The sequence below is a fragment of the Noviherbaspirillum sp. ST9 genome (assembly GCF_048799745.1).
Lineage (GTDB): Bacteria > Pseudomonadota > Gammaproteobacteria > Burkholderiales > Burkholderiaceae_D > Noviherbaspirillum.
In genome coordinates this window covers 521,411-535,658 of record NZ_JBLWFR010000001.1, presented here as the reverse complement: position 1 = coordinate 535,658, position 14,248 = coordinate 521,411, and the positions used below count along the sequence as shown (strand labels likewise).

Sequence of the window (14,248 nt, the reverse complement as noted above, 5' to 3'; positions counted from 1 at the left end):
TTGATTCGCTTACTTTTTTTTGCCTTCGATACCGAACTTCAAACCGGTTGCCTTCAACGCCAATCCATTCGGGTAACGCATGTCCACACTTTCAATCCTGTCCTGCAACCGCGTGACCAGTTGCGGATAAATTTTCACCAGCCGGTCGACGCGATCCTTCAGCGTCGCGCTGCTGGCCTCGCGGCCCAGCTCGACCGTCATGCCGTTGTTCAGCTTCACGCTCCAGGCGTAGCGACCCGAAAGCCACACTCCTTCAGGCGCCAGGCTGGCCGGCTTGAACCAGGCCTGCAATTCGCGGTACCGGGCAACGACTTCCTTCTCGCTCCCTTCCGGTCCGCCGAACTCGGCCAGTTCGTGGTCTTCTTCCGCCTCGGCGAGGTTGGCGGTGAATACATCGCCTTTCACCGAGAGCAGCTTGCCTTCTTCGCCCCAGGTGCCGAGCGGTTCATGCTCTTCCACGGTCACGATCAGCTTGTTCGGCCACTCGCGCCGCACCGACGCCTTGCGCACCCAGGGAACCGCTTCGAATGCCGTGCGCACCGTGTCGAGGTTCGCCGTGAAGAAGTTGCCCTTGATGCGCGGCACAGCCGTCGTACGCACCGTCGACGCATTAACGTGCCGCAGTATCGTTTCGCCGACACCCTCGATACGAATCGTCTTGAGGGTGAACATCGGCCGCTGCGCCACCCACCAGATGCCTGACGCGAGAAGGCTCAGCACCAGCACGCCGAGCAGCGCGTTGGTGGTGGTGTTGAGCGTCCTTACGTCATGCCACATGGTTGGTCGTCAGGTCCTTACGTCGGTTGCCAGTCCTTGTTCGGCTTCAGATCGAGGTCGGCCGAACGCAGGATTTCCACACACAAATCTTCATAGCTGACACCGGAGGCCTTGGCCGACATCGGTACCAGCGAGTGTCCCGTCATGCCCGGAGACGTATTGATCTCCAGCAGGAAGGGCTCGTTGTCCGCAGCGCGCAGCATGAAGTCGACGCGCGCCCATCCCGCACTGCCGACGGCGTTGAACGCGCGCACGGCGAGCGACTGGATGCGCTTGGTCAGTTCCTCGTCCAGCGGCGCCGGACAGAGATACTGCGTGTCGTCGCTGAAGTACTTGTGCTGGTAGTCGTAGTTGCCCTGCGGCGCGCAGATTTCCACGATCGGCAGCGCGCGTGCAGTGCGGCCCTTGCCCAGCACCGGCACCGTCAGTTCGCGACCGGTGATGAATTCTTCGGCGAGCACGACGTCGTCGTACTTCGCGCAGTGTTCGAAGCCCGCTTGCACTTCGGCGGCATCGATCACCTTGCTGATGCCGATGGTCGAGCCTTCGTGCGGCGCCTTCAGCATGACCGGCAGCCCGAGTTCGGCGGGCACGTTGGCCAGCTCTTCCGGCGTCGCGGAGTGCGAATCGAGCACGATGAAGCGCGGCGTCGGCAGGCCGTGGTTCAGCCAGATACGCTTGGTCATTACCTTGTCCATGCCGATGGACGAGGCCATCACGCCGGAGCCGGTGTACGGGATGCCCAGCTGTTCCAGGACGCCCTGGAGCGTGCCGTCTTCGCCGTAGCGGCCATGCAGCGCGATGAACACGCGGTCGAACTTCTCGGCCGCCAGTTCAGCCAGACTGCGCTGCGCCGGATCGAAACCGTGCGCGTCAACGCCCTTGCTCTGCAACGCCTTGAGGACGCCGGAACCGGACATCAGCGATACCTCGCGCTCGGCCGAACGGCCGCCGTACAGGACGCCGACTTTTCCAAACTCTTTTTTCAGGTCTGCATTGCTCATGATGAATCCTGCTTCAGCTCGGCTGAGCCAGTTTTCCCGGCACGCCGCTGATCGAACCAGCGCCCATGGTGATGACCACATCCCCATCCTTCGCCATGTTCATGATCGTCGACGGCATGTCGGTCATGTCTTCCACAAAAATCGGTTCCACCTTGCCGAGCACGCGCAGCGCATGGGCCAGCGCTCGGCCGTCGGCGGCCACGATCGGTTGTTCGCCGGCCGCGTAAACTTCGGCCAGCACCAGCGCGTCCACCGAGGACATGACTTTCACGAAGTCCTCGAACAGGTCGCGGGTACGGGTATAACGATGCGGCTGGAAAGCCAGCACAATGCGGCGGCCCGGATAGGCGCCGCGTGCGGCCGATAGCGTCGCCGCCATTTCGACAGGGTGGTGGCCGTAGTCGTCCACCAGCGTGAACGAGCCGCCTGCCGGCAGTTTGATCTCGCCATAGCGGGTGAAGCGGCGGCCGACGCCGTTGAATTCGCGCAGTGCCTTCTGCGTCGCGGCATCGTCGACACCGAGTTCGCGCGCAATCGCAATGGCGGCACAGGCGTTCTGCACGTTGTGCATCCCGGGCTGGTTCAGGTGCACGGTCAATGGCGGATAGCCGTCCTGGATTACCGTGAATTCCATGTGACTGTCGACCGCCTTCGCGCCGATGGCGCGCACCTGCGCATCCTCGCGGAAACCGTATGTCAGGATCGGCTTCGAGATGAACGGCATGATCTCGCGCACGTTCGGATCGTCAATGCAGACCATGACGACGCCGTAAAACGGCAGGCGCTGGGTGAACTCGACGAAGGCCTGCTTCAGCTTCGCGAAGCTGTGGTCGTAGGTCTCCATGTGGTCGGCATCGATGTTGGTAATGACTTCGATGCACGGCGACAGGTTGAGGAAGGAAGCATCCGACTCGTCGGCTTCGGCGACGATGAAGTCGCCAGCACCCAGCTTGGCATTTGCGCCTGCACTGTTGAGGCGGCCGCCAATGACGAAGGTCGGGTCGAGGCCGCCCTCGGCAAGCACGCTGGCGACGAGGCTGGTGGTCGTGGTCTTGCCGTGCGTGCCGGCAATGGCGATGCCCTGCTTCAGCCGCATCAGTTCGGCCAGCATGATGGCGCGCGGGACGATGGGAATATGTTTCGCGCGGGCGGCGATGACTTCCGGGTTGTCGCCCTTGACCGCGGTCGAGGTCACGATCGCGTCCGCGTTCTGGATGTTTTCCGCGGCGTGCCCGAAGGTCACCTTTGCGCCGCGCTCGATCAGGCGTTGCGTCGCTGCATTGCTGGCCAGGTCGGAGCCGGAAATCGTGTAGCCGAGGTTGAGCAGCACCTCTGCGATGCCGCTCATGCCCGAGCCGCCGATACCGACGAAGTGAATGTTTTTTACTTTGTGCTTCATGTTATTTGGCCAATTCTTCCAGTACGTTCGCAATCGCTTCGTTCGCCTGGCGTCTTCCGATGCCGTGCGCCGCCTCTGCCATCGTCCTGCATTCCTCACGGGTAAGCGACTGCAACAGTTGCGCCATCCGTTCCGGATTCAATTCTCCCTGCGGCAAATGAACTGCCGCCTTCTGGCTCGCCATCCACTGCGCATTGTCGCGCTGGTGCGAGGTTGTCGATGCCACCAGCGGCACGAGCACGCTGGCCACGCCGGCCGCCGTGAGCTCGGACACCGTGATCGCGCCTGCGCGGCAGATCACGAGGTCGGCTTCCGCGTAACGGCGCGGCATGTCATCGATGAAATCCACGACTTCTGCCTGCACCTGCGCGTCGGCATAGGCCTTGCGAAGGACGTCGATGTGCTGCTTGCCGGACTGGTGCGTCACGATCGGACGCATGTCGGCCGGAATACGAGCCAGCGCAGCGGGCAGGCATTCGTTCAATACTTTGGCACCGAGACTGCCGCCCACCACCAGCAGGCGCAGCGGACCGGTGCGCGCCGCGTAGCGTTGCGCAGGCGGTGCAACCTCGATGATTTCCTTGCGTACCGGGTTGCCGGTCACCAGTGCCTTGGAAGCGGCACTGCCGAAATCGGCCGGGAAACCGAACAGAACACGCTGTGCCACCGGCGCGAGCGTCTTGTTCGACAGCAGCAGGGCTGCGTCCGCGTTTACCAGAACCAATGGAACACCGCGCGCCTTCGCCATCATCCCGCCCGGTACCGTGACGTAACCGCCCATGCCCAACACCACGCTCGGCTTGCGCCGGCCGATGATGCTGAAGCAGGAGGCGAACGCCGCTGCCATCTTGAACATGCCGCGCACGGTGTGCGCCAAACCCTTGCCGCGCACGCCGGCGAAGTCGATCGAATCCATTTCGATCCTGTGCTTCGGCACGATGTCGCGCTCCATGCCATGCATAGTGCCCAGCCAGGACACTTGCCAGCCGCGTGCCTGCATCGTCTGCGCAATCGCCAGGCCCGGGAAGATGTGGCCGCCCGTGCCAGCTGCCATGATCAGGAGACGCTTCATACGCGGCCTCCTCTCATCAGCACTCTATTCTCGTAATCAATGCGCAATAGAATTGCCAGTCCTACACAGTTAATCAGTACGCCCGAACCGCCGTAACTCATCAGCGGCAAGGTCAATCCTTTGGTCGGCAGCAAACCCAGGTTCACGCCCATGTTGATGAAGGCCTGCACGCCGATCCAGATACCGATACCCTTCGCCGCAAGACCGGCGAACGTCATATCCATGGCGATCGCCTGACGGCCGATTTCGAAAGACCGTTTGACGATCCAGTAGAACAGCGCGACAACCACCAGCACGCCGGCAAATCCCAGCTCTTCGCCGATGACGGCCAGCAGGAAGTCGGTATGTGCTTCCGGCAGGTAGTGCAGTTTCTCGACACTGCCGCCCAAACCGACACCAAACAGTTCTCCGCGCCCGAAAGCGATCAGCGAGTGCGACAGCTGGTACGCCTTGCCGAGCGCGTTCTCTTCCGTCCAGGGATTCAGGTAGGCGAAGATGCGCTCGCGACGCCAGGGCGAAAGCAGGATGACCATGGTGAAGATGCCGACCAGCGTCGCGCCTATACCGCCGAACCAGATGCCATTGATCCCGCCGAGGAACAGGATGCCCATGGCGATGCAGACAATTACACCGAAGGCGCCGAGGTCGGGTTCGAGGAGCAGCAGCAGACCGACGAAGCCGATTGCGGCTGTCATCGGCATGAAGCCCTTGGTCAGCTTGTGCATCACTTGCTGCTTGCGCACCGTGTAGTCCGCGGCATACAGCACGACGAACAGCTTCATCAGCTCGGACGGCTGCAGATTGAAGACCTTGAACGACAGCCAGCGACGCGCGCCATTGACGCCTTTGCCGACGCCGGGAACCAGCACCAGAGCGAGCAGGATCAATGTGCCCACGAAGAGGTAGGGCGCGAGCTTCTGCCATGTCTCGATACGCACGCGGAAGGCGAGCAAGCCGGCGAACAACGCGGCGCCAATATAAAGGCCCTGCCTGACGAGGAAGTGCGTATTCTTGTAATTCGCATACTTGGGCGAGTCCGGCAGCGCGATCGAGGCCGAATACACCATCACCATCCCGAACAGCATCAGGAGCAGGACCACCCATACCAGGGGCTGGTCGTACTCCATCATCTTCGAGCGCTGCACGACGCCGGGCAGCGGCGCCGAGGCGGAAGAAGACGAGAAGGATGGCATCGCAAACTTCATGCGATCACCTCGCCACGAGACAATGCGACCTCACGCACGGCATCCACAAAAACCTGTGCACGATGGGCGTAATTCTTGAACATGTCGAGGCTGGCGCAGGCAGGCGAAAGCAACACGGCGTCACCGCTCTGAGCCAGTTCGGAAGCCTTCTGCACCGCCTCTTCCAGCGTTGCGCAATCAATGAGGTCGACGCCGGATTGACCGATGGCGGCACGGATCGCAGGCGCATCCTTGCCGATCAGGAAGACCGCCTTGACGAATTTGGCCGCCGGGTCAGCAAGCGGCGAGAAATCCTGCCCCTTGCCGTCGCCACCGGCGATCAGCACCAGGCGGGACGCGTCAAGTTCTGCGCCGAGGCCATTCAAGGCAGCGACAGTCGCGCCGACGTTCGTGCCCTTGCTGTCGTCGTAGTAATCGACGCCGCCGATGTTCCCGACGAGCTCGACGCGGTGCGGTTCGCCACGATACTCGCGCAGGCCATGCAGTAGCGGCGCGAGCGGCAGGCCGATGGAACGGCACAGCGCCAGCGCGGCCAAAGCGTTGACGGCATTGTGCTGCCCGCGAATTTTCAGTGCGTCGGCCGGCATCAGGCGCTTGACCATCACGGGCACTTCAACGATGTCCTTTTTACGGCGCGGTTTTTCACCTTCGTCAAGCGCAATCGCTGTGGTCAGCCAGTGCATGCCGTTGTCATTGAGCAGGCCGAAGCAGTCCGGCTTCGTGGGCTCGTCCGTGCCGAAGCTGATGCAGCTCGCAAGCGGGGATCCCATCTGCATGACGCGTACATCGTTGCGGTTCAGCAGGCGGATCGTCCGCGCGCCGAAAATGCGAGCCTTGTCGGTTGCATAGGCGTCCATGCTGCCGTGCCAGTCGAGATGGTCCTGGGTGACGTTCAGCACCGTGGCGACGTCGGCCTGCAGGCTGAAAGTCGTATGAAGCTGGAAGCTCGACAATTCGAGCACCCATGCCTGCGGCAGGTCGTCGCTGTCGAGCGCGTCGCGCAGCACATCGAGCGCCGCGGGACTGATATTGCCGGCGACAACCGTCTTCAGTCCGGCCCGGCGGCACAGCAGGCCGGTCAGGCTGGTGACGGTGGTCTTGCCGTTGGTGCCGGTGATGGCAATGACTTTGGGCGCGTAGAGGCGTGACGCGCGCAAGGCGGCAAGCGCCTGTGCGAACAGCTCGATTTCGCCCCAAAGAGGGATATTCTTTTCCGTTGCTGCGGGAATGATGTCGGCCAGTTCGCGGTCGGGCGCAAGGCCGGGACTGACGGCGACAAAGTCGACGCCTTCAAGGAGGCCTGCGCTGAACGGGCCGGCAATGAATTCCGCATCCGGAATCGCTTCCCGCAGTGCGGGCAGGCGGTCCGGTGCGGGACGGGTGTCTGCCACGCGGACAGCGACACCGAAGCGGGCCAGCCAGCGCGCCATCGCCAAACCGGATTCGCCGAGGCCGAGTACGAGGATCCGCTTGCCCTGATAGGCAAGGCTTTCTTCCATCGTGACGGTCGGCGCAGGCGGCACTTCCTCCGCCACGACCTCTACGGGGACTTCCGCGGCCGGCTCTGCAATGCCCTCGCCTGCCGGCTCCTGCGGCTCAACGTCGGCAGCAACGGCGGCAACGATCTCGTTGACGTCGCCACCGGCGCTGTCAACCGCGTTGTCTCCCTGCTCTTCGTGCACGTTGTTTTCCACGCCGCTTTTCCCCAAAAATCCCTGTTTAACGCAACTTCAATGTCGACAGACCGAACAGCACCAGCATCATCGTGATGATCCAGAAGCGGACCACCACCTTTGTCTCTTTCCACCCCTTCTGCTCGAAGTGGTGGTGCAACGGTGCCATCAGCAGGATCCGCCGACCTACGCCATGGCGCTTCTTCGTGTACTTGAAGTAGCCGACCTGGAGCATCACCGACAGCGTCTCGACTACGAAGATGCCGCCCATGATGAACAGGACGATCTCCTGCCGGACGATGACAGCGATGGTTCCGAGAGCGCCACCGAGTGCCAGTGCACCGACGTCGCCCATGAAAACTTGGGCCGGATGTGCGTTAAACCAGAGGAACGCAAGCCCGGCACCTGCCATGGCCCCACAAAAGATTAGCAGTTCCGCGGACCCGGGTATGTGAGGAATAAAGAGGTATTTCGCGTACACCACGCTGCCTGTGAGGTAGGCGATGAGCCCAAGAGCCGATCCAACCATCACTGTCGGCATAATCGCGAGGCCATCCAGGCCGTCCGTCAGGTTCACCGCGTTGCTGGTGCCGACGATGACGAAATAGGTCAGCGCGATGAAGCCCCAGACGCCCAGCGGGTAGCTGATGGTCTTGAAGAAGGGGACGATCAGGTCGGCCTTGGGCGGCAGGTCCATGTTGAAGCCGGACTTCACCCATGCCATGAACAGTTCCAGCACCTTGGTATTGGTCGGCGCCGAGACGGAGAAAGCAAGGTAGAGCGCGGCGGCGATGCCGATCAGCGACTGCCAGAAGTACTTCTCGCGGGAGGACATGCCTTCCGGGTTCTTGTAGACCACCTTGCGGTAGTCGTCCACCCAGCCGATGGCGCCGTAGCCGAGGGTCACGACCAGCACGACCCAGACAAAGCGGTTGCTCCAGTCAGACCACAACAGGGTCGAAATACCGATACCGAGCAGGATCAGCGCGCCGCCCATGGTCGGCGTGCCGGTCTTGACCAGGTGGGTTTGCGGACCATCGGTGCGCACTGCCTGGCCGACCTTGAGACGGGTCAGCATGCGGATCATGGCTGGACCGGCGATCAGGCCGATCGCCAGCGCCGTCAGCGTGGCGAAGACGGCGCGGAACGTGATGAAGTTGAAAACCCGCAGCGGGCCGAGTTCTTGTTGGAAGTATTGTGCCAGCCAAAGCAGCATATTAATGTGATCCCTGTCCTTGATCCTGTTGATTGACGAGGTGCTGGACGATGCGCTCCATCTTCATGAAGCGCGACCCCTTCACCAACGCCGTCGTGTCGGCGGTGACCAGTGCTTCGGCAGCCTGGTTGATCGCGGCGATATCCTCGAAATGCGTTGCGCCCGCACCGAACGCCTCGCTCGCGTGACGGGCCAGCTGGCCCAACGTGAGCAGGTGCTCGATCCCCTGGTCGCGTGCATAGTTGCCGATCTCGACATGGAACTGCGGGCCTTCGTCGCCCACTTCCCCCATGTCGCCCAGCACCAGCACGCGAGGAGCGGCAGCGTGCGACAGAACATCGATCGCAGCGCGCACCGAATCCGGGTTGGCGTTGTAGGTATCGTCGATCACCAGGGCGCCACTCTTTGCCGTTTTGCGCTGCAGGCGGCCGTTGACCGGGGCGAATGCTTCCAGTCCGCGAATGATCGCTTCCTGGGAGATACCGATCGCGAGCGCGCATGCCGTCGCGGCGAGTGCGTTGCGGACGTTGTGCACGCCCGCGGCAGAGAGTGCTACCTGGAACTGTTTCCCACCGGCAGTTATGGACAGGTCGCTGCCGAAATCGTTCACCTTGAATGCGCAGGTCACGTCGGCATCCGGCGATAAACCGAAGGTCACGACCTTGCGCGGGCCTGCGTAGGTGCGCCACAGGCTTGTGTATGTGTCATCGGCGGGGAAGACGGCCACGCCGTCGGCCGGGAGGCCGAGGATCACGTTGCCGTTTTCCTTCGCCACCGCCTCCACGCTTTCCATGAATTCCTGGTGTTCGCGTTGTGCGTTATTCACCAGGGCGACGGTCGGTTGTGCAGTCGCGGTGATGGTGGCGATTTCGCCCGGATGGTTCATGCCCAGCTCGACCACGGCAGCCTGGCAGGCGCCGTGGAACCGGAACACCGTGAGCGGAACGCCAATGTCGTTGTTCAGGTTGCCACGGGTGGCAAGGATGTTATCGCTGCCGAAAGCGGCGGACAGGATGGATGCAACCATCTCCTTCACGGTCGTCTTGCCATTGCTACCAGTAACGCCGATGACGGGGATGTTGAACTGCTTGCGCCAGAACGCGCCAATCTCGTTGAGGGCCGCGCGTGTATCGGGCACCACCAGGGCCGGCACGGTCAGTCCGTCCGGTACGCGTTCCACCACCACTGCAGCCACGCCTCGGGCTGCCACATCATTCAGAAAGTCGTGCGCATCGAAACGTTCGCCGCGCAGGGCGACGAACAAATTGCCAGGTGCTACCTGACGGCTGTCGGTCGAGACGCCGTCGAATGCTGCATCTGCCGTTACCACGGCTTGCGAAATCCATGGCTGCAGTTGAGCCAATGACGATTTCATCAGTTTGTTCCCTTCATTGTTGCCCGTGCAGCCAGCGCCAGCGCGGCGTGGTCTGCATCCAAAAATGGCAGTTTCTTGCCTTTGATTTCCTGGTACGACTCGTGGCCCTTCCCTGCCAGGAGGACGACGTCGCTTTTGCCGGCATGGCGCACCGCCCACAGGATGGCGGAGGCGCGGTCCTCGATCACATGCAGCGCATCTTTCTGGAGGGCTGCGGTATCGATGCCGGCAACAATTTGTTCGAGGATCTTCGCGGGGTCTTCGCTACGCGGGTTGTCGCTGGTGGCGATGATGTGGTCCGCGGCCTGTGCGACCTTGCCCATCTGCGGGCGCTTGCCGGGGTCGCGGTCGCCACCGCATCCGAAAACGCACCACAGCTTGCCGTGGCGCTGTTGCGCGACCTCGCGCAGGGTGGCCAGTGTTTTTTCCAGTGCGTCTGGAGTATGCGCATAGTCGATGACGATCAGCGGGGCGTCCTGCCCGCCGAGCTGCTCCATCCGGCCGGGCACGGATGTCAGCGATTCCACCGCGTCGAGCGCGGCGCGGAAATCGATCCCACGCGCAAGCAAGACGCCCACGACGCCAAGGACGTTGCTGACATTGAACTGGCCGACAAGCTGGGTCTTTACCTGCGCGGAGCCGCCGGGTGCATCGAGGCGGAAGACCGTTCCGCCGTGGCTGGTACGGATATCGCTCGCGCTCAGGACTGGAATGGCGCCCGCATGCCTGCCGCTCGTCGTATAGCCCGTCACGGGCAGCGACGGACGGGTCGCCGCGAGATGCGCAGCCAGTCGCAGGCCCATATCATCATCAAGATTGACGACGGCATGATCCAGTCCGGGCCAGTCGAACAGCCTGCGCTTGGCGGCCTCGTAGGCTTCCATGTTGCCGTGGTAATCGAGGTGGTCGCGGGTGAAATTGGTGAATAGGGCGACATTGAAGTGCGACCCGTTCAGACGCCCCTGGTCGAGGCCGATCGAGGAAGCCTCGATCGCGAGTGCCTGCGCGCCGGCCGTCCTCAGTTGCGCCAGCCGGCGCTGCAACTGGACCGCATCCGGCGTCGTATAGCCGGTGGTATTAAAGCCGCCATGCTTCCCGCTGCGGTAGAGGGCGACGCCGAGCGTGCCTACGACGGCAGTCGGCACGCCAAGTCCCGACAGTGCCTTGCCCAGCCACTGCGTGCACGAAGTCTTGCCGTTCGTGCCGGTCACCGCGACGGTGAACATCCCTGCGTCGGGCTGGTCGTAGTAGGCGCTGGCGATTTCGCCGGCGAGATCCTTCAAGTTTTCCACTGCGAGACGGGGAAGCACCAGCTTCTCGTCCCAGGTGAAACCCTTCGTTTCATATACCACGGCGCGCGCGCCTGCTTCGACCGCGCGTTCGATGTAATCGCGCCCGTCGGCGGCGTCACCGGGATAAGCGAAAAATACATCGCCCGGAGCAATGGTCCGGGAATCGGAGGACAACTGTGCCTTGGGTGCGTTGCCATGCAGCCAGGCGAGAATGTCGGTCGCGGTCGTCGTCGCACTCATCACATGCTCTCCTCGACGGGGTTGGCCGGCACGATAATGTCGGTCACGGTGGAGTCAGGCGGCACATTCAGTGCGCGCAGCGCGCTGGCGGTCACGGACGAGAACACCGGCGCGGCGACCTGGCCGCCGTAGTGGAAGCCGTTGGACGGTTCGTCGACCATGACAGCCACGATGATGCGGGGATCCGACACCGGGGCGAACCCGACGAAGGAAGAGACATATTTGTTTGCGTACTGGCCGCCGACGAGCTTGTGGGCCGTACCGGTCTTGCCGGCCACGCGGTAGCCCGGCACCTGCGCCTTCGGCGCGGTGCCGTCGGGACCAGCCGCCATTTCGAGCATGACGCGCAGGTCGCGCGCGGTCTTTTCCGAAATCACGCGCTGGCCGATCGGCCGGTCTCCGGCCTTTTGCAAGGTCAGCGGAATCATGTCGCCGTCACGCGCAAAAATCATGTAGGAGTGCGCAACCTGGATCAGCGAGGTCGAAATGCCGTGACCGTAGCTCATGGTCGCCTGTTCGATGGGCTTCCAGGACTTGAACGGCCGGACGCGCCCCGCGACCGCGCCGGGGAATCCGAGCTTGGGCTGCTGGCCGAAACCGACGGTGGTGAACAGGTCCCACATCTGTTGCGGTTGCAGTTGGAGCGCGATCTTGGCGGTGCCGACGTTGGATGATTTCTGCAGCACGCCCTGCACCGTCAGCACGCCGTGCGGATGGGCGTCGCCGATGGTCGCCTTGCCGATGGTGATGCGGCCAGGGGCGGTCTGGATGTTGGACATCGGCGTGACCAGCTTGTTTTCCAGTGCCAGCGCGATCGAGAACGGCTTCATCGTGGAGCCAGGCTCGAAGGTATCCGTCATGACGCGATTGCGCAGCTGCGCGCCGGTCAGCTTGGAGCGGTCGTTCGGGTTGTACGTCGGCAGGTTCACCAGCGCCAGCACCTCGCCGGTCTTCACGTCGAGGATGACCATCGCCGCTGCCTTCGCCTTGTGCTTCTCGACGGCTTCCTTCAGGTGCGAATAGGCGATGTACTGGAGCTTGCGGTCGATCGACAGCGAGAGATCCTTGCCGTCGTGCGGCACGCGCACTGATTCGAGATCCTCGACGATGCGTCCGAGTCGGTCCTTGATCACGCGGCGGCTGCCGTTGACGCCGGCGAGGTTCTTCTGGAACGCCAGCTCCATGCCTTCCTGGCCGATGTCTTCCACATTGGTGAAGCCGACCACGTGCGCCATCACGTCGCCGTCCGGGTAGTAGCGCTTGTACTCGCGGCGCATACCGATGCCGGGCACGTTCAGGGCGCTCACCTTGTCGGTGACGTCCTGCTCGACCTGGCGCTTGAGGTAGACGAAGGTGCGATCGGAATCGAGCTTCTTGCGCAGGTCCTTCTCGCTCATGTCGAGCAGCTTGGCGAGTTCGCGAATCTTCTCGTCCGGCGCTTCCAGGACGTCTTCGGGAATGGCCCAGATTGCCTTCACCGGCATGGAGGAGGCGAGCACCTGGCCGTTGCGGTCGGTAATCTTGCCGCGGGTAGCCGGCAGTTCAAGCGTGCGTGCGTAGCGCGACGCGCCCTGCTTCTGCAGGAATTCGGTAGAGAGTCCCTGCAGCCAGAGCGCGCGACCCGCGAGGGCGGCAAATCCGGCGAACAGTGCGAACAGCACGACGCGCGAACGCCATGTCGGGAGCTTGAGCGCCAGGACCGGGCTGGCGCTGAACTGCACGCCCTTGCCTGCTGCGGCGCGTGACGGGGCGCGCATTACTGGCCTCCCATCGTCAGGTACTGCGTGCGGTCAGGCGTGACGGGGACCATGTTGAGGTCGCGTCGTGCGTTGGCTTCGATGCGTGCATGCTTGGCCAGCGTGGACTGGTCGAGCTGCAGCTGCGCCCATTCGAGCTCGAGCTGCTTGGCGGCGGATTGCGCGCGCTCGAGCTCGATGAAAAGGCGCCGGGACTGGTATTGCGAATTCACGACGAAAAGGGCGCAGGTGACGAGCGCCGCGGTGAGGATTGCGTTGATCTTGCCGCTCATTGCGCGCCTCCCGCGGGAATCCGCTCGGCGACACGCATGATGGCCGAACGCGCGCGTGGGTTCGCGGCGATTTCGGCGTCGGAGGGTTTCATTTTCGCCAGCAGCTTCAGTTCGGGCTGCGGCAGGTCGGCGGCACGGATGGGCAGGCGGCGGTCGGGCTGCTGCACCTTGGCCTTGGAGGCCAGGTAGCGCTTGACGATGCGATCTTCCAATGAATGAAAGCTGATCACAGCCAGTCTCCCGTGCGGGGCCAGTTTGTCGAATGCGGCGTTCAGTCCTACTTCGAGTTCTTCAAGCTCTTGATTGATGTAAATCCGGATAGCCTGAAATGTGCGAGTGGCCGGATCTTTGCCCTTCTCGCGGGTTTTGACGGCGTGTGCCACGATCTCGGCAAGCTGTCGTGTGCCTGAAATTGGCTGGATTGCCCGGCGAGCAACAATCGCCTTTGCAATCTGAAAAGCAAACCGTTCTTCCCCATATTCTTTGATCACCTTTCCTATCGTCTGTTCTGACTCGGTTGCGAGCCACTCTGCCGCCGACATCCCGCGCGTCGTATCCATGCGCATGTCGAGCGGACCGTCCAGTCGAAAACTGAAACCCCGCGCCGCTTCGTCCACCTGCGGCGACGAGATTCCGAGGTCCAGCAAAATTCCGTCTACCTGCATGACACCGCGCGAAGTGAGCGCCTGCCCCATCGTCGCAAAGCTGTCATGCACGATTTCGAACCGCTTGTCCGAAATCGCCTGCGCGACCGCAATCGCCTGCGGATCCTTGTCGAACGCGATCAGGCGCCCGTTCGGGCCGAGCCGATCAAGAATCCGGCGGCTATGGCCGCCGCGGCCGAATGTGCCATCAACGAACACGCCATTGGCGCGATCGCCGTCGATCTGCAGCGAATCGACCGCTTCTTCCAGCAACACCGTGCGGTGCTGCAATCCGGGCACCGTTTGTTCAGTCATCACGGGC

Annotated in this window: 12 protein-coding genes; all 12 read right to left on the bottom strand. The window is 62.7% G+C overall.

The features are described 5' to 3' along the window. Nucleotides 1-9: 9 nt before the first annotated feature. The 12 genes from ACNOHI_RS02610 to rsmH all read right to left on the bottom strand — a co-directional run bounded on the left by ACNOHI_RS02610 (nucleotide 10) and on the right by rsmH (nucleotide 14,241). Complete coding sequence (locus tag ACNOHI_RS02610; protein WP_420473068.1) at nucleotides 10-777, bottom strand: cell division protein FtsQ/DivIB; 768 nt, start codon at nucleotides 775-777, stop codon at nucleotides 10-12. A 17-nt stretch (nucleotides 778-794) separates the two neighbouring features. After that, on the bottom strand, nucleotides 795-1,781 hold the full coding sequence (locus ACNOHI_RS02605; protein ID WP_420473067.1) for a D-alanine--D-alanine ligase: 987 nt from the start codon (nucleotides 1,779-1,781) through the stop codon (nucleotides 795-797). Nucleotides 1,782-1,794: 13 nt separating this feature from the next. Next, nucleotides 1,795-3,180 carry a UDP-N-acetylmuramate--L-alanine ligase gene (murC, locus tag ACNOHI_RS02600; RefSeq protein ID WP_420473066.1) on the bottom strand — a complete coding sequence of 462 codons (1,386 nt, stop codon included), beginning with the start codon at nucleotides 3,178-3,180 and terminating at the stop codon, nucleotides 1,795-1,797. Nucleotide 3,181: 1 nt separating this feature from the next. Then, the gene (gene murG, locus ACNOHI_RS02595) at nucleotides 3,182-4,252 is read right to left on the bottom strand and encodes an undecaprenyldiphospho-muramoylpentapeptide beta-N-acetylglucosaminyltransferase (protein WP_420473065.1); all 1,071 of its coding nucleotides are present in this window, start codon (nucleotides 4,250-4,252) and stop codon (nucleotides 3,182-3,184) included. Then, nucleotides 4,249-5,457, bottom strand: coding sequence for a putative lipid II flippase FtsW (gene ftsW, locus ACNOHI_RS02590; protein WP_420473064.1), 1,209 nt, complete (start codon nucleotides 5,455-5,457; stop codon nucleotides 4,249-4,251). Before ftsW ends, murG begins: the two co-directional genes overlap by 4 nt. Further along, nucleotides 5,454-6,956 (bottom strand): UDP-N-acetylmuramoyl-L-alanine--D-glutamate ligase, encoded by a 1,503-nt coding sequence (gene murD / locus ACNOHI_RS02585; RefSeq protein ID WP_420473243.1) that lies wholly within the window; start codon nucleotides 6,954-6,956, stop codon nucleotides 5,454-5,456. The genes ftsW and murD overlap by 4 nt, the downstream gene beginning before the upstream one ends. Before the next feature lie 220 nt (nucleotides 6,957-7,176). After that, nucleotides 7,177-8,346 carry a phospho-N-acetylmuramoyl-pentapeptide-transferase gene (gene mraY, locus ACNOHI_RS02580; protein ID WP_420473063.1) on the bottom strand — a complete coding sequence of 390 codons (1,170 nt, stop codon included), beginning with the start codon at nucleotides 8,344-8,346 and terminating at the stop codon, nucleotides 7,177-7,179. A gap of 1 nt (nucleotide 8,347) precedes the next feature. Next, nucleotides 8,348-9,721, bottom strand: coding sequence for a UDP-N-acetylmuramoyl-tripeptide--D-alanyl-D-alanine ligase (locus ACNOHI_RS02575; protein WP_420473062.1), 1,374 nt, complete (start codon nucleotides 9,719-9,721; stop codon nucleotides 8,348-8,350). Further along, complete coding sequence (locus tag ACNOHI_RS02570) at nucleotides 9,721-11,253, bottom strand: UDP-N-acetylmuramoyl-L-alanyl-D-glutamate--2,6-diaminopimelate ligase (protein WP_420473061.1); 1,533 nt, start codon at nucleotides 11,251-11,253, stop codon at nucleotides 9,721-9,723. Before ACNOHI_RS02570 ends, ACNOHI_RS02575 begins: the two co-directional genes overlap by 1 nt. Further along, nucleotides 11,253-13,010, bottom strand: coding sequence for a peptidoglycan D,D-transpeptidase FtsI family protein (locus ACNOHI_RS02565; RefSeq protein ID WP_420473060.1), 1,758 nt, complete (start codon nucleotides 13,008-13,010; stop codon nucleotides 11,253-11,255). Before ACNOHI_RS02565 ends, ACNOHI_RS02570 begins: the two co-directional genes overlap by 1 nt. Then, nucleotides 13,010-13,282 (bottom strand): cell division protein FtsL, encoded by a 273-nt coding sequence (gene ftsL / locus ACNOHI_RS02560; protein ID WP_420473059.1) that lies wholly within the window; start codon nucleotides 13,280-13,282, stop codon nucleotides 13,010-13,012. The genes ACNOHI_RS02565 and ftsL overlap by 1 nt, the downstream gene beginning before the upstream one ends. After that, nucleotides 13,279-14,241, bottom strand: coding sequence for a 16S rRNA (cytosine(1402)-N(4))-methyltransferase RsmH (gene rsmH / locus ACNOHI_RS02555; protein WP_420473058.1), 963 nt, complete (start codon nucleotides 14,239-14,241; stop codon nucleotides 13,279-13,281). The genes ftsL and rsmH overlap by 4 nt, the downstream gene beginning before the upstream one ends. Between the last annotated feature and the right edge of the window lie 7 nt (nucleotides 14,242-14,248).